Origin of the sequence: Pseudomonas sp. B6001, from assembly GCF_013386015.1 — a bacterium.
GTDB lineage: Bacteria > Pseudomonadota > Gammaproteobacteria > Pseudomonadales > Pseudomonadaceae > Aquipseudomonas.
Map to the genome: position 1 here is coordinate 208,378 of NZ_JACAOX010000017.1, position 26,462 is coordinate 234,839.

Genomic DNA, 26,462 nt, shown 5'->3' on the forward strand with positions numbered 1-26,462 from the left:
ACCTCAGGCCGAATTCCATTCGGCCAGGATGGGTTGGCGAACACGCGAGGCCTCCTGCGAAAAGGCCTCATGGAAAGTGAAGCTGCTGCCCGACATATCGACAAGGCGATGGGCCTGAGGCTGGGGTTGCGGCTGCCCCAGTGGCTGCTGCAAGTTCTCGGCATCGCCCCCGATAGGCGCTGCCGGCTGGCGCTTTCTGATCCGACCGTCGACCGAGCGGTACAGATTGACCACGCGCAAGCCAAAACGCGTCACCCCCCAGGCTTGGCTTGGCAGCGTGATGTCATTGAAGAACTTGTAAGAAGCACCGGTCAGCAACTTGCCAGCGGCCTGCAATCCGGCCCTTGCTTGGGAACTCAATAGACTGAAGCTTCGGACCGCCGGGCTTGCGGCGACTTCAACCGCCCGGGAAGCGCCCGTCGCCGCTATGCCTGCGCCCCCTAAACTGGCCGCGACACCCACCGCTGCAAAGGTCAGCGATGCCCAGTTCAGGACGTTGATTTGACTGGAGCGATCCCAGCCCATCTGATTGTCGACCGCCTCAACGCTCAGTGCGGCAATCCCCAACGTCCCACCTACCGAGGCCGCGCCTGAGGCTACCAACAGCGCGCTCTTGCCGGCAATGGTCAGTGCAGCGGCTTGAGCGCCGATGGCAGCGAGCAAGCCCGCGGTTGCAAGCCCAGCGGTGACCACCGACATGCCCAGTGCAACACCGGTCAGTGCCCACCGGGCCCATGTTGGAAAACTGAAGAGGCCGCTGGGGTCCGACCAATTCACCGGGTCACCGCCACAATAGGCGTAGCTGTTGATCCCGCCCTCGTCAAAAGGACTGAGGGGATCAGGAGAGAGAAACACCATCAGTTCGGGGTCATAGGCACGGCGCCCATTACCCAGGTGATAGAGGTTGACCGGTACGTCCAGCCGCTCGCCGTTGTAGGCGGGCAATTGCATTTCCATCATCGTGGGCGACACGTCATCCCGCAACTCGATCCTGGCGTCACCGTAGGGTGCGTAATGCCGGCGCACCTGGTCCGTGATCGGTGCCACCACACCGCGGACGCTGCCAGCGCCGTCAAGAACCAGTAGTTTCTGGTAATTACCACTATCTCGGTAGGCCACCACCTGGTCACCGTCGCGCACGTAACGTGCCCGCATGCTGACCTGCGCCAGCGTGTCGAGCCGATCCCCGGCATAGGCCAGCATCACGGGAGCTTCGTTGCCTCGCGCAGCAAGCACCTGGCGTGCTTCGCCGTCGTACTGGTAGCTGTACTTGTCTGTGGCGGTCTGTACAGCAGTGAGCTGGTCAAAACCGTTGTACGTGAAACCGCGACCGAAGGTGCCCTGTTGCAAATTACCGGCGGCGTCATAGCTCAGGGTCAGGTTTCGTACCGGGTTTGTATGGGTCAGGTGCGTCAGGCAGGCAGGGTCCTTACCCTGGAAAAACCGCTCGCTGCGGTCGCTACTGCCATCGATAAACGTTGTCCGCACTTCAGTCATATTATCGAGACCGTCATAACTGAAACGCTGTTCCTTGATCGCCCGATCCAATTTATCCATCGGGTATTGCGTGCCCTCGCACACATAGGATTTGAGTCGCGAATAACCATCGTAAGTGAACGTCTCGCCCGTGACCACGGCGTCATTCGCGTCTTTCAACGTGCGAGTGGCCAGCAGGCCATCGTCGTAATAGGTGCTGACAATGTTCTGCAGTAGCGCACCGTCCTGTTCCAGCTTGCGTTCCGACTCACGCCCCCATGCGTCAAAGGTCACCGAGTCGGTAAGACGCATTTGATAATTGAGGGTTCGCGCCGAAAGGCGGCCCAGACTATCGTAAGTCCGGATCATGCGGACGAAACCGGTGGTGGTCTGTTGGAGGCGTCCGAACTGGTCATATACGAGGTCACTGTGCTGCCCATCCGCCGCGGAGTGCCGCAACAGCCGCCCACCCGGCGAATAACTCGTCAGGCTAGTCAAGGGCTGGCTGCCCAGCGTCTGGACTTCCTTGGCGAGATAGCCGTTCTCGTCGTAACTCATCTCATGCTTGAGCCCGGCGGTGAGTGATTGTCGCATCGCTCCACTGATGGGGTCGTACTCAAGGTCTATCGGTGCATGCCCTGCCATCTTGACGCTCGTTAATGTCTCCAGCTCAGGATCATGACCGTACTCTTGACGATCACCGCGCGGCGAAGTCACCGCCACTGGCGCAACCTGGTTGGGCTTGTACTCCCAGGTCGTGGCTGTTGCGCTGCCGCGCGCCTGGGAAATGACGCGGTCCAGACTGTCGTATTCACGCGTGCCAACCAGCTTGCTGTCTACGGTGAGGGTGCGCACCATTGGCTCGCTGGTGCCAAGCGCATACGTCGTCAACCGCTCACGGGGCGGCGTTCCGTCGGATGGGGTTTCCAGGCTGCGCACCACACGATCAAAAATGTCATAGGCGTATTCAGTCTTGGTCTTCCTGGCATCGATGCGCTCCGTGCAGCGGCCCAGCCCGTCATAAGTACGGGTTTCCACCACAATGCGCGCACCGCCAACGCTCACCCGCTCAACCCGTGCCGGTTGATTGTGTTCGTTGAACCAGGTTTCCAGTTGCGCGTCACCTTGCACCCCCGTCACCCGGCGGTTGAGGAGCGGGTCATATTCATCGATCAATACCCGACCATCGGGTTGAGTTACCGTCCACGGGTTGCCCCAAATGTTATAGGCGTGGCTGGTTTTCAATGTACGCGGCCCATCACCCAGATAATCCAGACGGGTTTGCTTCACGAGCCGCCCGAGTGCGTCGTACGCCCAGGAACCCAGAAGCCTGTCATTGTCCGCGATGCCATCAAGCGATTGCGCAGCAGAGAGCTGGCGTCCCATGCCATCGAAATACGTGAAGAGCACGGTGCCTTGTGCATCCGTGGTGACCAAATGGGCCATCTTGGCCCCGGCCGAAAAGTGATAGGCATAACGACGTCGGGCCATCTGGAGCGTGGCTGGCGCGGCGGTTTCCGATGTCAGCCGCCCACTGACATCGTACGTCATCGCCAGGCTGCCGACGGCATCACGTGTCATGTCGAGCAGACGCTGATTGGTCAGTGACCACGTGCGCGCGGACTCGAGCCATTGACCAGGCTCACGCCCCTTCAAGCTCCGGACTTCGGTGATCGAGTCGCCATTGAAGGTGCAGGTGAAATCGGAGACCAGAGAGAGCTTGTCGATCGTCGTCGTGGAGCTTTTCAAGCGACCATGCAGGGCGGGGTTGGCGGCCACAGAATGATAGGTATAAGACGTATGGGTGCCCCCTTCAAGGTTGATGGCAAGCGGCATGACGAAGTAGCCGCCCCCCGTTATCGAGACGTCGGTGTGGGAATGTTCAGTGGTCCGAGCCGCAGTGGTCGATCTGGCCGGGAAAAGCTTTTCCAGCTTCAGGTAACGTTGAAAGAGTCCATGGGGGTCGGCAGGGCATCTTCGGGGCTCGCCGGTCACCGGGTAATAAGTGTATTCGGTGCGTACGCCGGAGGCCTCGGTGCGGCTTAGTTCGTTGCCGAAGTCATCGGTGGTGATACTGACCACTTCCGCCCTTGGGGGTTTGCCACCCTGAGGATACAGCTCAAAGGTCTTGGTGATGCGGCTCGGAAGTTGGAGATTGGCGGGCTGATTTGGAAACTGGACGCCCCGAACTTCATTGTAGACAGTCTCGGTTTTGACCTGGCTGCCATTGGCTAGCATTAATTCCTCAGTCAACAGGTGAAAACGATTATAAGTGGCGCGGGTAGACCGCAGGGGCTTGCCATTATTATCAACGTAAGTTTCTTCCGCCCAATAAGCGTACTCGCTATCCACCCGATACAAATTATCCTGGCCCTGGCGAAATCCGCCATTAAGAGGATATCCCGTGAAGTTACGGTTGGGACTGTAGTTATAAGAGCGGACGACTGAGGGCTGCCCGCGTCCGGGGTTTTGCTCCCAGTAGGTGACGACCGGAATATACAAACGGGCATCGTATTGATGCCCATTTGAGTTATACCGAATTATCTCCTGCCCCCCCATGGGTGTCATAACCTGCGAAATAGCTACCATTGCATCAGGCAACCTGAGGTACTGAAACGAATAGGCCTCACTTGCGACTGGCCCGGCCAAGTCATAAGGAACCGTGACCTTGGTCAGTTGATTGTCGATATGAGTATATTCAAATCGCGTACGGGCATAACGATTACCATCAATTAGTGTATCGGCGGTTACCAGCGATCCGGCGGAATACTTCAACATCAACAGGTCGGTTTCTTTATCGTCAACAATGCTCTGCAATAAGTTATTACCGCCATACCGGAAGGTCAGCCGCTCGCCATTTTCGAACTGGATGGCACTGATCTTATAGGGACCGGGAATGCTGAGGGGACGCAGGATTTCGACAGTGCCATCCTTGTAAATTACGTGCAGCGTATTTTGCGCAACCCGTTTTATGGTGAGGTCCTTCAACTTATGGTCGGTAATAACAGCATTGTCCCCTACGGAGGGCAGCCCTTGGGTTAGATATTGTTCACCGTTGAGTAGCGTAAGCTTGAAGCTGTTCGGGTCAAATTCGGTATTCGACAAGCTCCAGCCTTTACCGTAGCCACTGTTGCGGGTATCCATCATCGAGAACGCCAAGGCAATCTCTCGGCTGATCTCTAACGGCCCTTTTGGGCTCAAGACTGCCAAACGAACCAGACACCCATACTGCCCGGTACGCAGGTCAACCGAACCGCCGAGGTGGGCACTGAAATTAAACGCGTTCGAATAGATGTCCATAGGTCCACCGCTTCGCACTTGGAGAGGGGATGAAATGCCTGGAACGTCAGGGTTTTGAAGTGGCGCGCAGCACCATCACATTGTAATTGTCGGTCTCGGTCAGGTAATAGTGATGCGAGCAGCCATAACTATCGACCATTGTCCAAATACTGGCCCCTTGTTGATCGGTGTTGGGGTTATCCAACCAGGCCTTGACTCGCGCAGCACGCATGATGGTATTGCGCTTGTTCGCAGGAATTGGGTCATTTCCCCCTGAAGATTTTTTCAGCAGGCTATTCATTGTGATGTTTCCAACAGTATTACCCCGTATGACACCGCCGATCTGTCTAATACCGTGCCCAATGTCCCGAGTGTAGTAAATATCAAAGTGATCCCCCTGAACAGATGAATCTTTTAATTTTACGGGATCAGTCGGAGGTATATTCTCGACAAATCTCAACCCAAGGGGGGGCGTCCAATAATAAATATCCACATCCACACCCTGCACTGAAAAGGCGTCGGTATCAGCCCAATGATCGAGCCGCTCAGCAGACAATGTATAGGGCTCTTGACACTTAACAGTGACAGATGATTGATAATTAACATTATCTCTCTCCATATTAGTTGTATATGTTTTACGTCCCACCGTAATTTTTGCCATAAACTGCTGATTACCACTTGATCTCAGATCACACCTCAGGTATCGCTTCTCATTTTCGAGCGGACCAATACCGGGCATCGGCTGAATAATAGGGTTAGAAGGGGCTGTAGCCATGCTGGGTTCCTCAAGCACCCCCGACCACCGACCCATGTTAAATTCGTTCCTTTTTGTATCACAATACCATCCGGCCGGAATTGTCGCTTCTGGGTTTGTGGAATACTCAACCACCGTGGCACTTTCAAGCTCCGTCGCCTCAAAGGCTGCCAGCTCCCATATACCTTCAGCGTTTCTCCTCTCCTTTTGGACAATTATATTGACTTGACATTGCTGTTTGCCACCCAGATACACCTCATTATTAACTACATTGCCACCATCGCGAGGGAATTCAATATCAAACGTTTTTAAACGAACATTGGGATCTTCCGCTTTCATTTCCTTCTCCTTATCCAACATAGAGAACAGTTATCATCAACGCCACATCTTGTACCGGCCTGATGCAAGTAAGCGCTTTATAGAAGGGACCGCCTACTGTTAGAAATAACAGTTTTTCCGGAATTTTCAGGTCAAAAGGAAATAGCGATTTCCTGCTTTATCGCCAGGCTGAATATAAATGTGAAAGCGGGCTTGTGGAGGAGCAAGCAAGCCTGCACATTTGGTTTCAGCATTTTTCAAATCCAGGAGGAACACATGAACCAGGCCGACTACCTCATCATCGGCGGTGGCATCGCCGGCGCATCCGCCGGCTACTGGCTGTCACACCATGCCCGCGTCATCGTGCTGGAACGCGAGTCGATGCCGGGTTACCACTCCACCGGCCGTTCCGCCGCCCTGTACATCGCCGCCTATGGCACGCCCCAGGTCCGCGCACTGACGCTGGGCAGCCGCGCCTTCTTCGATCAGCCGCCCGCAGGCTTTGCCGAACACCCCTTGCTCACCCCACGGGGCGAATTGCTGGTGGACTTGATTGGCGACCCCGGTGAGTTGCAGCGCCAGTACCTAAGTGCCAAAGCCCTTGTGCCAGAAACGCGACTGCTCGACGTCGAGGAGTCGATGGCCATGATGCCGATCCTGCGCCGGGAAAAAGTCCATGGCGGGATCTACGACCCGACCGTGTGTGACATCGATACCGATGCGCTCTATCAAGGTTACCTGCGCGGCATTCGGCGCAATGGCGGAGAAATCCACACCGACAGTGACGTGCAGAAACTGACCCGCGACGGTCAGGGACTGTGGCAAGTGCGCACGGCCCAACAACACTTCAGCGCCCCGGTGATCATCAACGCCGCCGGCGCCTGGGCCGACCATATCGGCGAGTTGGCCGGTGCACAGAAAATCGGCCTGCAACCCAAACGTCGCAGCGCGTTCGTCTTCTCTCCACCCGCCGAGCTGAACATCCACGCATGGCCGGAGCTGGCGGCCCTCGACGGTTCGTTCTATATGAAACCCGACGCCGGCATGTTCCTCGGCTCACCGGCCAATGCCGACCCGGTGGAGCCCCACGATGTGCAACCGGAAGAGCTGGACATCGCCACGGGCATCTATCACATCGAGGAAGCCACCACCCTGAGCATCCGCCGGCCTGCGCGGACCTGGGCCGGGCTGCGCAGTTTCGTCAGCGATGGTGATCTGGTCTGCGGGTTCGATCCACAGGTGGAGGGATTATTCTGGATTGCGGCTCAGGGCGGCTACGGGATCCAGACGTCTCCGGCGATGGGCCAGGCCAGTGCGGCGCTGGTGCGCGGCAAGCCTTTGCCGGATGCATTGGCGGCGTTCGGGTTGACCGAAGCGATGCTGTCGCCCCACCGGCTGCAAGCCTCGACCTGACCTGTGTGGCGGGGGAGCTTGCTGTGGCGAGGGAGCTCCCTCCCACAGCAAGCTCCCTCGCCACACGTTATTTCCAGCGGTCAGCGGCTGCGTGATCGCTGTCGCGCCCTTCCACCCAGCGTGGCCCTTCGCTGGTGTTTTCCTTCTTCCAGAACGGAGCCCGCGTCTTCAGGTAGTCCATCACAAAGGCGCAGGCATCGAACGCGGCCTGACGATGGGCGCTGGCCGCCGCAACAAACACGATCGGCTCACCCGGCTCCAGGGCGCCAATGCGATGCAACACTTCCAGCTTGAGCAGCGGCCAGCGTTGCTCGGCCTCCACGACGATTTTGCCGAGGGCCTTTTCAGTCATGCCCGGGTAGTGTTCGAGGAACATCCCTGCCACATCCAGGCCATCATTGAAGTCGCGCACATAGCCGACAAAACTCACCACCGCGCCTACGCCCACATTGGCCGCATGCATCGCATTGACCTCGGCGCCGGGATCAAACGCCTCGGCCTGCACCCGAATCGCCATGGTCAGCCTCCGGTCACGGGCGGGAAGAATGCCACTTCGTCGCCAGCCTGCAGCGGCTCATCAAGGTCGCACAGTTCCTGGTTGCGAGCGCACATCAGGCTGGTCTCATTGAGCACCGCGAATTTCGGGTCACCGGCCAATGCCTGGCGTACAGCGTCGACCGTCGCGAAATCGCCTTCCATCTCCAGGGAGTCCAGACCAATCGCTTCGCTGTAGCGCGCAAAAAACAGTACGTTGATGCTCATGCCTGGTCCGCCTTGAAATGCCCGCTCTTGCCGCCGAGTTTCTCCAGCAGCCGAATCGTTTCGATGGTCATGCCACGGTCCACGGCCTTGCACATGTCGTAGATCGTCAGGGCGGCAACACTGGCCGCGGTCAACGCTTCCATCTCCACGCCGGTCTGCCCGGAGAGTTTGCAGCGGGCGACGATGCGCACCGCGTCCAGGCCATCGGCACTGAGCTCGACCTTGACCCCGGTGAGCATCAACGGGTGGCACAGGGGAATGAGATCACTGGTTTTTTTTGCGGCCTGGATCCCGGCGATACGGGCCACGGCAAACACGTCGCCCTTGGGGTGGGCGCCGTCGACAATCATTTTCAGGGTCTCGGGCAACATGCGCACCCGCGCTTCGGCCACGGCTTCACGGAACGTCACGGCTTTTTCAGTGACGTCGACCATGTGGGCGCGACCTTGGGAATCGAGATGAGTCAGCACAGGGATACTCCTGATCAGGAGCTCCGATTGTAAACCCAACGCCGATCAAATGTGGGAGCTGGCTTTTGTGGGAGTCGGGCTTGCCCGCGATGCAGGCACCTCGGTATGTCAGTTACACCGAGGTGATGCTATCGCAGGCAAGCCAGCTCCCACATTGACCGTGGTTACAGGTGAGATTCGGCGTATTCGGCCAGAATCGAACGAGGGACACCTTGCAAGGCGATGTGCACGCCGTTCGGGAAGTCCTTGAAGCGTTCCGTCAGGTAAGTCAGCCCGGAGCTGGTCGCGGACAGGTAAGGGGTGTCGATCTGTGCCAGGTTGCCCAGGCACACCACTTTGGAACCGGCGCCGGCACGGGTGATGATGGTTTTCATCTGGTGCGGCGTGAGGTTCTGGCATTCATCGATCAAAATCAGGCTCTGCTGGAAGCTGCGACCTCGAATGTAGTTGAGGGATTTGAACTGCAACGGCACTTTGCTGAGGATGTAGTCGACGCTGCCATGGGTGTTTTCGTCATCCATGTGCAAGGCTTCGAGGTTGTCGGTGATCGCCCCCAGCCACGGCTCCATTTTTTCCGCTTCGGTGCCGGGCAGGAAACCGATTTCCTGGTCCAGGCCCTGCACGCTGCGGGTGGCGATGATGCGGCGATAGCGTTTGGTAACCATGGTCTGTTCGATGGCGGCGGCCAGGGCGAGGATGGTTTTCCCCGAACCTGCGGCGCCGGTCAGGTTGACCAGGTGGATGTCCGGATCAAGCAAGGCATACAGCGCCAGGCTCTGGTAGATATCACGCGGTTTCAGGCCCCAGGCTTCCTGGTGCAACAGGGGTTCCTGATGCAGGTCGAGGATCAGCAGCTTGTCGACCTGGATCTCTTTGATCCAGCCCACAAAACCCTGTTCGTCGATGATGAATTCGTTGATGTGCACAGCCGGCAGGTTGTCGATCAGCTGTACCTGGTGCCAGGTGCGGCCATGGTCCTGACGGGTTTCGACCTTGCTGACGCGATCCCAGAACGAGCCGGTCATGGTGTGATAACCACGAGACAGCATCGACACGTCGTCAACCAGTTGGTCAGTACTGTAGTCCTCGGCAGCGATCCCACACGCTCGTGCCTTGAGGCGCATATTGATGTCTTTGGTCACCAGCACCAGGCGCAGGTCCTTGTCGCGTGCGTGCAGGTCGATCAATTGGTTGATGATTTTGTTGTCGTTCAGATTTTCCGGCAGCAGGCTGTTGGGCTCGCTGCGCTTGCTCATCAGAATCGACAGCAAGCCCTTGGGCCCGCTTTTGCCACGCTGGATCGGTACGCCCACCTCGACGTCGTCGGGGGAGGCTTCGCCGAGGGTCTTGTCGATCAGGCGGATGGCCTGGCGGCATTCGGCGGCAACGCTGTGGTGCCCGCTTTTGAGTTTGTCGAGCTCCTCAAGCACGATCATCGGGATGGCGACGTGGTGTTCTTCGAAGTTGAGCAGTGCGTTTGGATCGTGAATCAGTACATTGGTATCAAGCACATAAAGGATTGGCTGGTCGGAAGAAGGGTTACGTCCATGATCATCCATACTCGGTCACCTTTGTGGGAGCCAGTCGACGCAATACCGCGACAGTGCTGCGCCTCGATTCGACCGTCGAACGCACTTGAGGGGCGTCAAGTGCGGTGCACACAAGAGGTGTCTTGGAAGACGCCACCTGTGTTGCAGGTTTCGGCTGTCTGTCTTCGTAATACCGCAAAACACATGACAGGAAAAAGCACTTTGACGCTTTTTTGAAGTTTATTTTTCAGGATGACGAATAGCACTAGGCGCGCCGGCATTGCACCGTTAAAGTCGGAAGTCCGCCTGTATCGAAATACCTCCCAAATTCCCCCCTGAAAAACCTCAGCCCCAACAGGGCCGGGCTTTTCGTGCTTTTTCAGCGAAACGCTTCGCGGCAATCCTGCCAGCCGAGTCCACTTTCTGCCGTGGCGTGTAAAAGCCAGGGTAAAGCGATGCGCGCCTTGTCCTGGGTGTCGTGGAAGACGATCACCCCGCGCCGCCACAACAGCATCAGTGTGAGCACGCGGTTCGCCGACTCATCAGCCTTGAGCTTGCCGGGTTCGTCTTCCGAGTCGATGTCCCACAAGGCCACTTGCAGCCCTTGTGACTGGAAAAATCCCTGGCTGTCGGACCGGCGCTGACCGTACGGCGGGCGGAACAGCGGCAAGTAGTTTTCCGGCATCAGGTTTTGCGCCAGGGAGGCGCTGCGGGTGATGGACGACTGCCAGTCGACCCAGTGGCTATGGGAGCGGTACTGCCAGCCCTGGATGCCGACGCACTGGCCCTGGTACAGCGCCTGCACATCGGTGGCCGAGCTTTTCTCGACGCGGGTTTGCAGGCTGTTGCCCAGCACGAAGAAGAGGCTGTGCATTTTCTGTTTGCGCAGGTAGTCGGCGAGCCAGTCGGTATTGCCGCTGACCGGGGACGGTCCGCTGTCGAAGGTCAGCAGGAACATCCGGTCGTTGAGTTCGTCGCCGTTGCGTTCGTGATCGCCGAAGCGCGCGATTTCGCTGCTGATCTGGGGGAACAGGGCGGCCTTGCGCAACTGTTCATCCAGGTAGCGTTCGTGGAATGCGCGGCTGGGGCCGGCCCAGCCTATATAGAAGGAGTTGTCGCTGACTTCGAATTTGGCGGCTTGTTCGCGCAGGTCGTCCATGTTTTCCACCAGGTAGCAGAAGGAGGCGTCCTGTTCGCAGCTTTGTTGGGCGAAGGTGTAGTTTTCCAGTAGCCGTTGCCAGAGTTGGCGGCGCAGGTCGTCGATCGAGGCCTGGTTGATGATCTTCAGGCCCAGGCGCTGCTTGAGGGCGGGCTCGTCGAGGGATTCGCTGGCGAGCAGGGTGTGGGCGAACATCAGGATTTCTGCGCGTGAGGCGACGTCGAACAGGGCGGGGCTGCTGAGGCGTTCGGGCCAGGTGCCGCGGTCCAGGGTGGCGACGTCCACGGGGGCGGCTTGGGCGCCCAGGCAGATGAGCCAGGCTGACAGTAAAAGCGCAATTCGCACGAAGGGTCTCCCTTTCCAGAGTCGTCGGGCACTATAGCCGATCGTGTGGGGGCGCTATTGGGTTGGTGTGTATATGCGTTATTTGAGTGATGGCTTGTATTGGTTCCGCTCTTACAGCGGCTCACTTTTGAACGCTTTTGCAAAGTGACTCGCTGTAAGAGCGAAACCATAAGCCGCCGTAACCGCAGAAACGGATATGCCCCCCAACGACCGCACAGCTATCTATCACCATCATAGGTGGAGTCAAACCGCCCTACCCCCTAGAATCCCCCCACGATTAAAGGAGACGACTTCATGCTGACGGTGATTTCCCCCGCCAAAACCCTCGATTTCGAGTCAAAGCCGGTCACCCCGCGCTTCACCCAGCCGCAATACCTCGACCACTCCCAGGAGCTGATCGAACAACTGCGCGAACTCAGCCCGGCGCAAATCAGCGAACTGATGCACGTCTCCGACAAAATCGGCGGCCTCAACGCCGCACGCTTCGGCAGCTGGACCCCCGCCTTCACCCCCGCCAACGCCAAACAAGCCCTGCTGGCATTCAAGGGCGACGTCTACACCGGCCTCAACGCCGAAACCCTCAAGGACGCCGACTTCACCTACGCCCAGGACCACCTGCGCATGCTCTCCGGCCTGTACGGCCTGCTGCGGCCGCTGGACCTGATGATGCCGTACCGCCTCGAAATGGGCACCAAACTGCCCAACGCCCGTGGCAAGGACCTGTACGCTTTCTGGGGCACCCGCATCAGCGAGTGGCTCAACGAAGCCCTGGCCGAACAAGGCGATGACGTGCTGCTCAACCTCGCGTCCAACGAGTACTTCTCGGCAGTCAAACGCCCGGCATTGAAAGCGCGGATCATCAACACCGAGTTCAAGGATCTGAAAAACGGCCAGTACAAGATCATCAGCTTCTACGCCAAGAAGGCCCGGGGCATGATGAGCCGCTTCGTGATTGAAGAACGCATCAACGACCCGGCCAGGCTCAAGGAGTTTGACGTGCAGGGTTATCGCTTCAATGCGGAGCAGTCGAAGCCGGATAACCTAGTGTTCCTGCGGGATCACGCACCGGAATAACCTGACAACGAAGATCCAAATGTGGGAGCGGGCTTGCTCGCGAAAGCGGTGGTTCAGTCGATGCCTTTATTGCCTGACACGCCGCTTTCGCGAGCAAGCCCGCTCCCACATTTTGTTTGCATCCAACTCCGAATTCGTCATTTATTTGGCGTCAAAAATAATTCTTCAGATTCCCTAACATTTATTTCACTCGACATTCGTCAATTTTTTTCGTAGTGGCACCACTTTTTTAAAACAGTAGTGGCACAAAACTATTCACCCCTCGCAACTCCCCGCAACTACTGGCCTAAATAGCAAGTGCTATCAGAATAGTACTAGTGCCATCTTTCCTAATATTTCAAGAAATTTCCGGAAACAGGATGAGTGGACAGGAACTATGTCCTAAAGCACCGCTCATACCACCGGTAACGATTATCTCTGAAGATGTAAGAGATGACTTACGTGGCGACCAAGGGAAGTAGCAAAGTTGTCATATAACTTTGACTCAATGGTCAAATCATCAACTGATTAGTTGAAGGCGGACGCAAAGGTTTCACTACTTTCTCCGACAAGGCCAAGGCTGAGCTCACCTGTATGGGTCAGTGAGACAACCCAAGCCGTTGATATATAAGGGCTCAAAGCCCCTGTCAACGCCTTGCGGCACTGGCGCCAGGCCCTTCCCCAGGAAGGCTGGCTGCATTTCAGGGCAAGCCCCAACAATAAGGCCAAGTTGCGCACAACTTGAGTGCATTAGTTAGTCACTCGACTTTTAGTATGCCTGCACTGGATATACCGACGTTTATTCGTCGCACTTCCCAGTGCCTGGGTGACGCTTCAAAACATGAACTCCGGCCATCTAGTGGCACGATTAACAATGAGGTAAATGCGATGCGCATCAGCATATTTGGTTTGGGTTACGTCGGCGCGGTATGTGCCGGTTGCCTGTCTGCACGGGGCCATGAGGTCGTTGGCGTAGATATCTCCAAGGAAAAGATCGACCTGATCAACGCGGGTAAATCCCCCATCGTTGAACCGGGTCTGGGCGAGCTGTTAAGCCAGGGCGTTCAAACCGGCCGACTGCGCGGCACCACCAATTTCGCCGAGGCAATCCGTGATACCGACCTGTCGATGATTTGCGTCGGCACGCCGAGCAAGAAGAACGGCGACCTGGAACTCAACTACATCGAATCGGTGTGCCGCGAGATCGGTTTTGTCCTGCGTGACAAGACCTCCCGTCACACCATCGTGGTCCGCAGCACCGTGCTGCCAGGTACCGTGGCCAATGTGGTGATTCCGATTCTCGAAGACTGCTCGGGCAAGAAAGCCGGCGTCGACTTCGGCGTCGCCGTAAACCCTGAGTTCCTGCGTGAAAGCACCGCCATCGCCGACTACGACCTGCCGCCGATGACCGTCATCGGTGAATTCGACACCGCTTCCGGCGATGTTCTGCAGTCGCTGTACGAAGAACTCGACGCGCCGATCATCCGCAAGGACATCGCCGTCGCCGAGATGATCAAGTACACCTGCAACGTCTGGCATGCGACCAAAGTGACCTTCGCCAACGAGATCGGCAACATCGCCAAGGCGGTGGGTGTCGACGGTCGCGAAGTGATGGAAGTGGTCTGCCAGGACAAGACCCTCAACCTGTCCCAGTACTACATGCGCCCGGGCTTTGCCTTCGGCGGTTCCTGCCTGCCCAAGGACGTGCGCGCCCTGACGTACCGCGCCGGCTCCCTCGACGTGGATGCGCCGCTGCTCAACTCGCTGATGCGCAGCAACGAGTCCCAGGTGCAAAACGCTTTCGACATCGTTTCCAGCCACGACAAACGCAAAGTCGCCCTGCTGGGCCTGAGCTTCAAGGCCGGCACCGATGACCTGCGCGAAAGCCCGCTGGTGGAACTGGCAGAGATGCTGATCGGCAAGGGTTTCGACCTGAGCATCTACGACAGCAACGTCGAATACGCTCGCGTGCACGGCGCCAACAAGGACTACATCGAAGGCAAGATCCCTCACGTGTCGTCCCTGCTCAACTCGGACTTCGACGAAGTGATCAACAACTCCGACGTGATCATCCTGGGCAACCGCGATGAGAAGTTCCGTGCCCTGGCGCACAACGCCCCCCACGGCAAGCAAGTGGTCGACCTGGTGGGCTTCATGTCCAAGGCCACCAGCGTGAGCGGCCGTACCGAAGGCATTTGCTGGTAACAGCAACGGCAAGTTTCAAGCGGCAAGCGTCCTGATCCCCAGCGCTTGCTGCTTGAAGCCTCCTTCACCTGCGGAATGACGCCTATGTCCAAGTTAAAACACGTACTCCTCCAATCTGCCGGCTGGCTGTTTTTCCTGAGCCTGCTGATGGGACTCGCCCTGCTGTTGCCGGCGAGTACGTTCGACTCAGAGTCGAAGAATTTTATTTTCCTGATTGGCGCCGTCGGTATCTGGCGCTACTCGATGGGTGCTACGCATTTCTTTCGCGGCATGCTGTTCCTGTACGTGGTCTACCCGCACCTGCGGCGCAAAGTGCGCAAGCTGGGCAAGGCAGCAGACCCGTCCCACGTATTCCTGATGGTCACCAGCTTTCGGATCGACGCGCTGACCACGGCCCAGGTCTACAGCTCGGTGATCCGCGAGGCCATCGAATGTGGCTTCCCTACCACCGTGGTCTGCTCCCTGGTGGAAATGTCCGATGAGCTGCTGGTCAAGAGCCTGTGGGCCAGGATGAACCCGCCCGACCACGTCAAACTGGACTTCGTGCGCATCGCCGGTACCGGCAAGCGTGACGGCCTGGCCTTCGGTTTTCGCGCCATCTCCCGCCACCTGCCGGACGACCGTGCCGTAGTGGCCGTGATCGATGGCGACACCGTGCTCGCCGAGGGCGTAGTGCGCAAGACCGTGCCGTGGTTCCAGCTGTTCGGCAATGTCGGCGGCCTGACCACCAACGAGTTCTGCGAAGTGCGCGGCGGCTACATCATGAGCGAGTGGCACAAGCTGCGCTTCGCCCAGCGCCACATCAACATGTGCTCCATGGCCCTGTCCAAACGCGTGCTGACCATGACCGGCCGCATGTCGGTATTCCGCGCCAACGTGGTCACCGACCCGGGCTTCATTGCCGATGTGGAAAGCGACTCGCTGCAACACTGGCGCCTGGGCCGCTTCAAGTTTTTGACCGGTGACGACAAGTCCAGCTGGTTCAGCCTGATGCGCCTGGGCTACGACACCTTTTATGTGCCGGATGCCGCGATTCACACCGTGGAACACCCGCCGGAAAAGAGCTTTATCAAGGCCAGCCGCAAACTGATGTTCCGCTGGTACGGCAACAACCTGCGCCAGAACTCACGTGCCCTGGGCCTGGGTATGCGTCGCCTGGGCCTGTTCACCAGCATCGTGCTGTTTGATCAACGCGTGTCGATGTGGACCTCCCTGCTGGGGCTGACCGTGGCGATCATCGCCACCTTCAAATACGGCGGCGCGTTCATCCTCGCCTACCTGCTGTGGATCGGCATCACCCGCCTGATTCTGACCCTGCTGCTGTCGTGCTCCGGCCACAAGATCGGCCCGGCTTACCCGGTGATTCTCTATTACAACCAGATCATGGGCGCGCTGGTGAAGATCTACGTGTTCTTCCGCCTTGATCAACAGTCCTGGACCCGCCAGGACACCAAACTGACCCGCGATTTGGCCAGCTTTCAACGTTGGTTCAACACCTGGTCGTCTCGGACCATGACCTTCTCCGCCGGCAGCATTTTCGTCGCCGTGTTGCTGATGATGGTTTGACCCTGCCAAGCCTGAATTAACTAGGAACTAAACACCATGAATAGCCCAGTAAACGCCAACGTTGTCCACGAATCCGAAGCCCAGCGCCAACACGCCCGGGTCAAAATCCCGGCCAAGCTGCGCTTCTTCGGCGCCGATCAAACACCGATGGAAGTGCGGGTGATCGACCTGTCAGCCGGCGGCCTGGCCTTCAACGCCCCGCAGCAGCCGCTGAAAGTCGGCGATGTGCACAAGGGTCGCTTGCAGTTCGTGATCGACAACCTGGGCCTGGCGATGGACGTCGAGCTGCAGATTCGCTCCTACGACCGCCAGACCGGCCGCACCGGTTGCCAGTTCCAGAACCTCGATGCACAAGACATCTCCACCCTGCGCCACCTGATCACCTCGCACCTGGCCGGTGACATCGTGACCATGGGTGACGTGCTGGCAACCCTGCAACGCGACAACTTCACCAAGGCGCGCAAGGTCAAGGACGGCGGCAGCAACATGAGCGTCGGTGGCCGCCTGCGGGCGGTGACTTTCAGCCTCGGGATCTTCGTGGTGGGCCTGGCGGCATTCGGCTTCGTGGTCAAATCGGTGTACGGCATGTACTTCGTCAGCCACGCCACCTCCGGCCTGGTGAGCGTGCCCGGGATGAACGTGACCATGCCCCGCGATGGCACCGTGCAAAGCCTGATCAAAGGCGATGCGGTCGCCGCCAAAGGCGCGCCATTGGCAACCTTCAGCACCAGCATGCTCGACGTACTCAAGGGCCATCTGGACGAAGACCAGCTGCAACCGGCCAAGGTCGAAGAGCTGTTCGGCAAGCAAATGACCGGCACCCTCACCTCCCCTTGCGACTGCGTCGTGGCCCAGCAACTGGTCGCCGACGGTCAGTACGCCAGCAAGGGCGACGTGATCTTCCAACTGGTGCCACGCGGCAGCCAGGCCAACGTTGATGCACGTTTCTCCTATCGCCAGTTTGCCGACGTTCGCCCGGGCACCCGCGTGAACTTCCAGGTAGCGGATGAAGAGCAGGTACGCACCGGCACCATCGTCAGCAGCACCAGCCTGAACAGCAGCGAAATGTCCTCCGACATCCGCGTGCAGATCAAACCCGACGCCCCGCTGGACAGCACCTACGCCGGTCGCCCGGTTGAAGTGACCAGCGATCGCGGCCCGTCCCTGAACTGGCTGATCGACAAAGCCATGGCCAACGGTCTGTAAGCAGAGGACATGCCTGTGATGACTCTCTCAAAAACACCGCAATCCCTGTGGGAGCGGGCTTGCTCGCGAAAGCAGTGTGTCAGCCAACACATGCATCAACTGACAGGGCCCCTTCGCGAGCAAGCCCGCTCCCACATGGGAACTGTGGCGTTGCTGGCTGTTGCGGTCAGCCTCGCCGGTTGCGCCGGTCTGCCCGACCAACGCCTGGCCAATGAAGCGCTGAAACGTGGCGACACCGTCACTGCCCAGCAGAACTACCAGCAGCTCGCGGATTTGGGCTACAGCGAGGCCCAAGTGGGCCTGGCGGATATCCAGGTCGGCACCCGCGACCCCGAGCAAATCAAGCAGGCCGAAGCGACGTACCGCGCGGCCGCCGATACCTCGCCCCGTGCCCAGGCACGCCTGGGCCGCCTGCTGGTGGCCAAGCCCGGCGCGACCGAAGCCGAACACCATGAAGCCGAAGGCCTGCTGAAAAAAGCCTTTGCCAATGGCGAAGGCAACACCCTGATCCCGCTGGCAATGCTCTACCTGCAATACCCGCACAGTTTCCCGAACATCAACGCCCAGCAGCAGATCAGCAAATGGCGCGCCTCGGGTTACCCGGAAGCCGGTCTCGCCCAGGTGCTGCTGTATCGCACCCAGGACACCTACGACCAGCACCTGGATGAAGTGGAAAGCATCTGCAAGGCGGCGCTGAACACCACCGATATCTGCTACGTCGAGCTGGCCACGGTCTACCAGAAAAAAGCCGAGCCGGAAAAACAGGCCGACCTGCTCAAGCAGATGGAAGCCGGCTACAGCCGCGGCACCGTCACCGCCCAACGGGTCGACAGCGTGGCTCGTGTACTGGGTGATGCAAGCCTGGGCAAGACCGACGAAAAAACCGCCCAGGCCCTGCTGGAAAAAATCGCCCCCGGCTACCCGGCCTCCTGGGTCAGCCTGGCGCAACTGCTCTACGACTTCCCGGAACTGGGCGACGTCGACCAGATGATGAAGTACCTCGACAACGGCCGCGCCGCCGACCAGCCCCGCGCCGAACTGTTGCTGGGCAAGCTCTACTACGAAGGCAAGTGGGTCCCGGCTGACGCCAAGGCCGCCGAAGAACACTTCCAGAAAGCCGTCGGCCGCGAAGTCGCCGCCGACTACTACCTCGGCCAGATCTACCGCCGTGGCTACCTGGGCAAGGTCTATTCGCAAAAGGCCCTGGACCATCTGTTGACCGCTGCGCGCAACGGCCAGAACAGCGCCGACTTCGCGATTGCCCAGCTGTTTTCCCAAGGCAAGGGCACCAAGCCCGACCCGCTTAACGCCTATGTCTTCAGCCAGTTGGCCAAGGCCCAGGACACGCCGGAAGCCAACGACCTGGCGACCCAGCTCGAAGCGCCGCTGACCCCGGAACAACGCGCCGAAGGCCAACGCCTGGTGCAACAGGAACTGGCCGTGCGCGGCACCCTGGCCCAAAGCACGCTGCAATTGCACGCCCTGCAAGAAGAAGACGGCGAGGAATCCCTATGAAGCTCAACCCATTCGTCAAGGCCGGCATCGGCCTGACCTTCGCCCTGCTGTGGTCGTGCCCGACCCTGGCGGCGCTGACCGAAGCCAAGAACTTCGGCCTGGAAGTCAAAGTCACCGGCCAGTCCGAAGATGACCGCGACCTGGGCACCCAGAAAGGCGGCGACGTCAACGGCATCGGCCTTGACCTGCGCCCGTGGATCTACGGTGAAAGCGGCAACTGGAGCGCCTACGCCATGGGCCAGGCCGTGACCTCCAGCGACATCATCGAGACCGACACCCTGCAACAGTCCTCGGATGACGCCACTCAACAGACCAGCAATGACGACCGCAAGAGCAAGAAGAACTACCTGGCGATGCGCGAGTTCTGGGTCGCCTATGGCGGCTTCACGCCCTACCCCGGCGAGATCCTCAAGCTCGGTCGCCAACGCCTGCGCAATGACGACGGCCAATGGCGCGACACCAATATCGAAGCGCTGAACTGGACCTTCGACACCACCTTGCTCAAGGCCAATGTCGGCGTCGCCGAGCGCTTCAGCGAATACCGCACCGACCTCAAGGAACTGTCGCCCAAGGACAAGGACCGTCAGCACCTGTACGCCGACGCCGCCTACCAGTGGACGCCAGGCCAGTGGATCGGCCTGCGCGCTCACCACACCCATGATGACGGCAAGCTCGACTACCCGGAACCGGGCGTGGCCACCGACTCGCTGGACAAGCGCGAGAACGGCGACCTGACCTGGCTCGGCATCGAAGCCAACAGCGACGCCTACAACTGGCGCAACACCAACACCGTCAACTACTGGGCGAGCGTCACCGGCATGCAGGGCGACCGCGACACGGTCAACGCCTTGAACGCCGACGGCACCCGCCCGGCCAACGCCAAGCGCAGCGATGACGTGAATGGCTGGGCCACCGACCTGGGTGTGCGCCTGCGCCTCGACCCGCAGTGGCAAGTGGGCGCCGCCTACTCCCGCGCCAGTGCCGATTACGAGCAGAACGGCCTGCAAAGCAACCGTTCGAACTGGACCGGTACCCAGTCCCGCGTCCACCGCTTCGGCGAAGCGTTTCGCGGCGAGATGAACAACATGCAGTCCATGAGCCTGTTCGGGTCCTGGCAGTTGCGCGAGGACTATGACGCAAGCCTTGTGTACCACAAGTTCTGGCGCGTAGACGGCAACAAGCCGGTGGGCAGCAACGGCATCGATGCCGTGCAGAACAACACCGATGACGTGACCGGCGCGATCCTGTCCAGCACGTCCCTGCCGCTTGAAGACGGCAAGAAAGACCTGGGCCAGGAGATGGACCTGGTGGTCACCAAGTACTTCAAGAAAGGCCTGCTGCCGGCCGGGCTCAGCCAGTCGATCGACGAGCCGTCGGCCCTGGTGCGCTTCCGTGCAGGCGTGTTCAAGCCGGGCGACGCCTATGGCAGCCAGGTCGACTCGTACATGCATCGCGCCTTTGTCGACGTGATCTGGAAGTTCTGATGGGAGCCTGCGCAATGAAGTCTCAACGCCTGCTCGTCGCGGCCATGCTGTTGGCCAGCGCCTCGGCCTTCGCCGACAAAGCGCCGACCATCGCCAAAGAGCTGCAACAGGCCAAGACCTACACCATCTCCAGCCCGCCGACCGAGCCGCTGGAGATGGCCAAGCCTGCGCTGCCGGACGTGTCCGGCTACACCGCGGCCAATATCGCGAAAAAGATCGTGCGTACCAAGCCAGGCAAAATCAGCATCCGCCGGATGATGCAGGAAGACGCCCTGAAGGACTTCATCGGCGGCGACAACAAGATGGCCGAATGGGTAGTGCGCCAGCACGGCATTCCCCAGGCGATCTTTGTCGACGACGGCTACATGAACCTCAAGGACCTGCTGAAGAAAGTGCCCAAGCAGTACTTCAGCGAAACCTCGCCGGGGGTGTTCCTGGCCAAGTTGCCGATCGTAGTGGGCCGTAAAGGCATCCTCGAAATCGACAAGCAGACTCAAGAGCTGCGACTGTCCCAGGAAGCCGGTTCGTTCCTGATCAACGACGGCCAGCTGTTCGTACGTGACACCAGAATCACCGGCTGGCGCGAGAAGACCAACGGCCCGGCGACCTTCCAGTCGCCCAAGGAATTCCGCCCGTTCCTGCTGGCCTGGGGCGGCACCGAGACCTACATCGCCAATAGCAAGATGGCCAGTTTCGGCTACGCCAACAGTAAGTCGTATGGCGTGAGTATTTCCCAATACACGCCGAACATGGCCAAGGTGCTCAAGCGTCCTGAACCGACGGGCTGGATCGTCGACTCCGAGTTCTCGGACATGTGGTACGGCTTCTACTGCTACGAAACCACCGGCTTTGTGCTCAAGGGCAATACCTACAAGGACAACATCGTCTACGGCATTGACCCCCACGACCGTTCACACGGCCTGATCATCACCGACAACACCGTCTACGGCACGAAGAAGAAGCACGGCATCATCATTTCCCGGGAAGTGAACGACAGCTTCATCTTCAACAACCGCAGCTTCGACAACAAGCTCTCGGGCCTGGTGATCGACCGTAACAGCGTCAACAACCTGATCGCCGACAACGAGATCTACCGCAACCACACCGACGGCATCACCCTCTATGAGAGCGGCGATAACCTGCTGTGGGGCAACAAGGTGATCAGCAACCGTCGCCACGGCATCCGCGTGCGTAACAGCGTGAACATTCGCCTGTACGAGAACGTTGCCATGGCCAACGGGCTGACCGGCGTGTACGGCCACATCAAGGATTTGACCGACACCGACCGCGACATCGCCCTCGACCCGTTCGACACCAAGGTCTCGCTGATTGTGGTGGGCGGTGAGCTGGCCGCCAACGGCAGCGGGCCGCTGTCCATCGACTCGCCGTTGAGCGTCGAGCTGTACCGCGTATCGATGCTTGCGCCGACCAAATCCAGTGGCATCAGCTTCTCGGGCGTTCTTGGCGATCGCCAGGAAGAGATCCTCGACTTGCTGGTACGCCAGAAGAAAGCCGTGCTGATCGACCCTGTCGAACGCCAGACCGAAATGCAGGACTGAGGATGACCTTTATGCACCCACACATGATCAAACTGCTCAGCCTTTCGGGTTTGACCCTCGGCCTGCTCGCGGCCAGCCAGGGCGTGCGCGCCGACGAAATCAAGGCGCCAACCTTCACCGCCGAACCGTGCTGCAGCCTGTGCCCGGCCGCCCACGACGCGAAGAACTACACCACGCGCTACCAGCAGAACTTCACCACCCTGGTGCAAGCCCAGGGCGATTGGCTGTTCCGGACCCAGGAAGACCTGCGCACCGAATTCGACACCAGCCCCGCCGGCTACAAACGCATGCAGCAGCTGCACGATGCGTTCAAGAGCAAGGGCGTGGAACTGGTGGTGGTCTACCAGCCGACCCGTGGCTTGGTGAACCGCAACAAGCTCAACCCTGAAGAAAAAGCCAGGTTCGATTTCGACAAGGCCCTGGGCAATTACAAGACCATGCTCGGGCGCTTCGCCAAGATGGGCTACGTCGTGCCGGACCTGTCGCCGCTGACCAACGAGCAACTGCCGGACGAGTTGCCGGCCCACGATTTCTACTTCCGCGGCGACCAACACTGGACGCCATACGGCGCCCAGCGCACCGCCAAAATCGTCGGCGCGAAAGTGCGGGCGATGCCTGAATTTGCCGGCATCCCGCAGCGCGAATTCGAGACCAAACGGTCCGGGCGCATGGGCAAGACCGGCACCCTGCACAACATGGCCGGGCAACTGTGCGGCACCAGCTACGCGATCCAGTACATGGACCAGTTCACCACCGAGCCCAAGGGCGAAGCGGCAGACGGCGACCTGTTCGGTGATTCCGGCAACCCGCAGATCACCCTCGTGGGTACCAGCCACAGTGGCAAGAACTACAATTTCGCCGGCTTCCTGGAACAGGAAATCGGTGCCGACATCCTTAACGTCGCCTTCCCCGGTGGTGGCCTGGAAGGCTCGATGATCCAGTACCTGGGCAGCGAAGAATTCCAGAAGACCCCGCCGAAGATCCTGATCTGGGAATTCTCGCCGCTGTATCGCCTGGACCAGGAGACCATCTACCGCCAGATGATGTCGCTGCTGGACAACGGCTGTGAAGGCAAGACCGCCCAGATGAGCGCCAGCACCACGCTGAAACCCGGCAAGAACGAATTGCTGGTGAACAGTTCGAACAAAGACCTGCGCAACAGCAGTCACCAGGTCGACATCCGCTTCGCCGACCCATCGGTGAAAACCCTGCAAGCCACCCTCTGGTACATGAACGGGCGCCACGAGGACATCAAGATCGAGAAACCCGAAACATCCGATACAGACGGGCGTTTCGCCTTTGAACTGCGCACCGATGAAGACTGGGCCACGCAAAACCTGCTGGCCGTGGAAGTGCAGGGCCCTGAAGCGGGCCAGGCCGCGCAGAAAGTCGAAGCGAAAATTTGCACACGCAACGTATTCCCCGCCGGTGGTCAACAGACTGCTTCAACGGGGCAATGAGGTTACTTATGCAGAAGTTATTGATTCCAACGCTGCTGGGCCTGGCAATGTTTGCCGGCCAAGTCAACGCCGCCGCACCACTGCGTCCGCCCCAGGGTTATTTCGCCCCGGTAGAAGCATTCAAGACCGGCGACTTCAAGAATGACTGCGACGCCATGCCCGCGCCGTACACCGGCTCGCTGCAATTTCGCAGCAAGTACGAAGGTTCGGACAAGGCTCGTTCCACCCTGAATGTGCAGTCCGAAAAAGCCTTTCGCGACAGCACCGCCGACATCACCAAGCTGGAAAAAGACACCAGCAAGCGCGTGATGCAATTCATGCGCGACGGCCGTCCGGAGCAGTTGGAATGCACGCTGAACTGGCTCACGAGCTGGGCCAAGGCCGATGCATTGATGTCCAAGGACTTCAACCACACCGGCAAGTCCATGCGCAAATGGGCACTGGGCAGCATGGCGTCGGCCTATGTGCGCCTGAAGTTCTCCGACTCTCATCCGCTGGCCAACCACCAGCAGGAGTCGCAGTTGATCGAAGCCTGGTTCAGCAAAATGGCCGACCAGGTGGTGAGCGACTGGGACAACCTGCCGCTGGATAAAACCAACAACCACTCCTACTGGGCTGCCTGGTCGGTGATGGCGACCTCCGTCGCCGTGAACCGCCGCGACCTGTTTGACTGGGCCGTGAAGGAATACAAGGTCGGCGCCAACCAGGTGGATGCCCAAGGCTTCCTGCCCAACGAATTGAAGCGTCAGCAACGGGCCCTGTCGTACCACAACTACGCCCTGCCGCCGCTGGCGATGATCGCCAGTTTTGCCCTGGTGAACGGTGTGGACCTGCGCCAGGAAAACAACGGCGCGTTGAAACGCCTGGGTGACAAGGTGCTGGCCGGGGTGAAAGACCCGGAGATCTTCGAGCAGAAGAACGGCAAGGAACAGGACATGAAGGACCTCAAGGAAGACATGAAATTTGCCTGGCTTGAGCCCTTCTGCACCCTCTACACCTGCGCCCCGGATGTGATCGAGCGCAAGCACGGGATGCAGCCGTTCAAGACGTTCCGCCTGGGGGGTGACCTGACCAAGGTCTTCGACCCGGCGCATGAGAAAGGCAACAAAGGCAGCTGACGAAACGCACTTCAAATGTGGGAGCGGGCTTGCTCGCGAAGGCGCTGTGTCAGTCGCCCTCTGTGTTGAATGACACACCGCATTCGCGAGCAAGCCCGCTCCCACATTTTGAGCCGGTTTCGTCAGTGGGAATGTAATACCGCCCCTCTCCGTTTTCGGTGGGGGGTTTGGGGGGGCCGTTGGCCCTTGACTGTTGGTTAAACATGGAGAGATCGGGATGGTTTTCTCGTCCAATGTGTTCCTGTTCCTGTTCTTGCCGATCTTCCTCGGCTTGTACTACCTGAGCGGGCAACGCTATCGCAATCTGCTGCTGCTGGTTGCCAGTTATGTGTTCTACGCCTGGTGGCGAGTGGACTTCCTGGCGCTGTTCGCCGCCGTGACGCTGTGGAACTACTGGATCGGCCTCAAGGTCGGTGCGGCAGGCGTGCGCACCAAGCCGGCCCAGCGCTGGCTGCTGCTGGGCGTGGCGGTCGATCTGTGCATCCTCGGCTACTTCAAGTACGCCAACTTCGGTGTCGACAGCATCAACCTGATGATGAAGTCGGCCGGCCTTGAGCCTTTCATCCTGACCCACGTGCTGTTGCCAATCGGGATCTCGTTCTACATCTTCGAGTCCATCAGCTACATCATCGACGTGTACCGCGGCGACACCCCGGCCACCCGCAACCTGATCGACTTTGCGGCGTTCGTGGCGATCTTCCCGCACCTGATTGCCGGCCCGGTGTTGCGCTTTCGCGACCTGGCCGACCAGTTCAACAACCGCACCCACACCCTCGATAAATTCTCCGAGGGCTGCACGCGGTTCATGCAGGGTTTCATCAAGAAGGTGTTTATCGCCGACACCCTGGCGGTGGTCGCCGATCATTGCTTCGCCCTGCAAAACCCTACGACGGGTGACGCCTGGCTCGGCGCACTGGCGTACACCGCGCAGCTGTACTTCGACTTCTCCGGCTACAGCGACATGGCCATCGGCCTGGGCTTGATGATGGGTTTTCGCTTCATGGAAAACTTCAAGCAGCCGTACATCAGCCAGTCGATCACCGAGTTCTGGCGGCGCTGGCACATCAGCCTGTCCACCTGGCTGCGTGACTACCTGTACATCACCCTGGGCGGCAACCGTAAAGGCACGCTGACCACCTACCGCAACCTGTTCCTGACCATGCTCCTCGGTGGCCTGTGGCACGGTGCGAACATCACCTACATCGTGTGGGGCGCCTGGCACGGCATGTGGCTGGCGATTGAAAAAGCCATCGGCCTCAACACCGCACCGCGCAGTTTCAACGTTGTGCGCTGGGCCTTCACCTTCCTGCTGGTGGTGATGGGCTGGGTGATCTTCCGCTCGGAAAACCTGCACGTAGCCGGCCGTATGTACGGCGCGATGTTCAGCTTCGGCGAGTGGTCGCTGTCGGAACTCAACCGCGCCAGCCTCACCGGCCTGCAAGTGGCAACCCTGGTGGTGGCGTACGCAACCCTGGCGTTCTTCGGCCTGCGGGACTTCTACAGCAACCGCCCACCGGAAAAAACCAAGCCTGCGGTGAACACCCAGGCCGATGGCCCGGCGACTGCGCAACCGGGCTTGATCAAGGCCGTACCGGGCGACAACCCGGGCAGCATCCATGAGCCCGGCTACACCGTGGGCACCGAGGCCACCGTGCAACCGGCCTACTGGAGCGCCACCTGGCCACGCTACGCCATGCGCGCCGCAGTACTGCTGCTGTTCGTGGCGTCGATTCTCAAACTTTCGGCGCAGAGCTTCTCGCCGTTCCTTTACTTCCAGTTCTGAGGGAGCCG

Annotated in this window: 18 protein-coding genes; 11 read left to right on the forward strand and 7 right to left on the reverse strand. The window is 59.3% G+C overall.

The genetic code is table 11. The features are described from left to right. Window positions 1-3: 3 nt before the first annotated feature. Together HX821_RS18330 and HX821_RS18335 are read right to left on the reverse strand one after the other, a co-directional pair. Window positions 4-4,776: an RHS repeat domain-containing protein gene (locus HX821_RS18330; RefSeq protein ID WP_177036202.1), complete on the reverse strand. Its 4,773-nt coding sequence runs from the start codon at window positions 4,774-4,776 to the stop codon at window positions 4-6. A 46-nt stretch (window positions 4,777-4,822) separates the two neighbouring features. Continuing rightward, entirely contained in the window at window positions 4,823-5,848 is a 1,026-nt protein-coding gene (locus tag HX821_RS18335; protein ID WP_087692829.1) for a hypothetical protein, read from the reverse strand. Between the two features lie 255 nt (window positions 5,849-6,103). On the opposite strand from HX821_RS18335, the gene HX821_RS18340 reads away from it, so the two are divergent. Next, window positions 6,104-7,240 (forward strand): FAD-binding oxidoreductase, encoded by a 1,137-nt coding sequence (locus HX821_RS18340; RefSeq protein ID WP_177036203.1) that lies wholly within the window; start codon window positions 6,104-6,106, stop codon window positions 7,238-7,240. A gap of 67 nt (window positions 7,241-7,307) precedes the next feature. On the opposite strand, the gene moaE is transcribed toward HX821_RS18340, so the two are convergent. The 5 genes from moaE to HX821_RS18365 form a co-directional block, all read right to left on the reverse strand. Then, the gene (gene moaE, locus HX821_RS18345; protein WP_003216307.1) at window positions 7,308-7,757 is read right to left on the reverse strand and encodes a molybdopterin synthase catalytic subunit MoaE; all 450 of its coding nucleotides are present in this window, start codon (window positions 7,755-7,757) and stop codon (window positions 7,308-7,310) included. 2 nt (window positions 7,758-7,759) lie between these two features. Continuing rightward, entirely contained in the window at window positions 7,760-8,002 is a 243-nt protein-coding gene (gene moaD / locus HX821_RS18350) for a molybdopterin converting factor subunit 1 (RefSeq protein WP_177027774.1), read from the reverse strand. After that, window positions 7,999-8,472 carry a cyclic pyranopterin monophosphate synthase MoaC gene (moaC, locus tag HX821_RS18355; protein ID WP_008435663.1) on the reverse strand — a complete coding sequence of 158 codons (474 nt, stop codon included), beginning with the start codon at window positions 8,470-8,472 and terminating at the stop codon, window positions 7,999-8,001. Before moaC ends, moaD begins: the two co-directional genes overlap by 4 nt. Window positions 8,473-8,636: 164 nt before the next feature. Then, the gene (locus HX821_RS18360; protein WP_010170407.1) at window positions 8,637-10,031 is read right to left on the reverse strand and encodes a PhoH family protein; all 1,395 of its coding nucleotides are present in this window, start codon (window positions 10,029-10,031) and stop codon (window positions 8,637-8,639) included. Window positions 10,032-10,380: 349 nt separating this feature from the next. Then, window positions 10,381-11,505, reverse strand: a complete 1,125-nt coding sequence (locus HX821_RS18365; RefSeq protein ID WP_003216300.1) for a polysaccharide deacetylase family protein — start codon at window positions 11,503-11,505, stop codon at window positions 10,381-10,383. Between the two features lie 294 nt (window positions 11,506-11,799). Here HX821_RS18365 and yaaA point away from each other — a divergent pair, with 294 nt between their 5' ends. The 10 genes from yaaA (at window position 11,800) to HX821_RS18415 (ending at window position 26,454) form a co-directional block, all read left to right on the forward strand. After that, a complete protein-coding gene (yaaA, locus tag HX821_RS18370; protein ID WP_102606060.1) occupies window positions 11,800-12,579 on the forward strand; it encodes a peroxide stress protein YaaA in 780 nt (259 codons plus the stop codon). An 867-nt stretch (window positions 12,580-13,446) separates the two neighbouring features. Next, window positions 13,447-14,763 (forward strand): nucleotide sugar dehydrogenase, encoded by a 1,317-nt coding sequence (locus HX821_RS18375; protein ID WP_003216295.1) that lies wholly within the window; start codon window positions 13,447-13,449, stop codon window positions 14,761-14,763. 84 nt (window positions 14,764-14,847) lie between these two features. Continuing rightward, window positions 14,848-16,329 (forward strand): mannuronan synthase, encoded by a 1,482-nt coding sequence (alg8, locus tag HX821_RS18380; protein WP_017477650.1) that lies wholly within the window; start codon window positions 14,848-14,850, stop codon window positions 16,327-16,329. Window positions 16,330-16,365: 36 nt separating this feature from the next. Beyond that, a complete protein-coding gene (locus HX821_RS18385; RefSeq protein ID WP_003216292.1) occupies window positions 16,366-17,535 on the forward strand; it encodes an alginate biosynthesis protein Alg44 in 1,170 nt (389 codons plus the stop codon). Between the two features lie 135 nt (window positions 17,536-17,670). Further along, window positions 17,671-19,050: an alginate biosynthesis TPR repeat lipoprotein AlgK gene (algK, locus tag HX821_RS18390; RefSeq protein WP_218166090.1), complete on the forward strand. Its 1,380-nt coding sequence runs from the start codon at window positions 17,671-17,673 to the stop codon at window positions 19,048-19,050. Beyond that, window positions 19,047-20,534, forward strand: a complete 1,488-nt coding sequence (locus HX821_RS18395; protein WP_177036204.1) for an alginate export family protein — start codon at window positions 19,047-19,049, stop codon at window positions 20,532-20,534. Before algK ends, HX821_RS18395 begins: the two co-directional genes overlap by 4 nt. Further along, complete coding sequence (gene algG, locus HX821_RS18400; RefSeq protein ID WP_177036205.1) at window positions 20,534-22,093, forward strand: mannuronan 5-epimerase AlgG; 1,560 nt, start codon at window positions 20,534-20,536, stop codon at window positions 22,091-22,093. The genes HX821_RS18395 and algG overlap by 1 nt, the downstream gene beginning before the upstream one ends. Before the next feature lie 11 nt (window positions 22,094-22,104). After that, entirely contained in the window at window positions 22,105-23,553 is a 1,449-nt protein-coding gene (locus HX821_RS18405; RefSeq protein ID WP_076014451.1) for an alginate O-acetyltransferase, read from the forward strand. Window positions 23,554-23,561: 8 nt separating this feature from the next. After that, window positions 23,562-24,671: a mannuronate-specific alginate lyase gene (locus tag HX821_RS18410; protein WP_177036206.1), complete on the forward strand. Its 1,110-nt coding sequence runs from the start codon at window positions 23,562-23,564 to the stop codon at window positions 24,669-24,671. Window positions 24,672-24,888: 217 nt separating this feature from the next. Further along, window positions 24,889-26,454, forward strand: a complete 1,566-nt coding sequence (locus tag HX821_RS18415; protein ID WP_008434176.1) for an MBOAT family protein — start codon at window positions 24,889-24,891, stop codon at window positions 26,452-26,454. The last annotated feature ends 8 nt before the right edge of the window (window positions 26,455-26,462 follow it).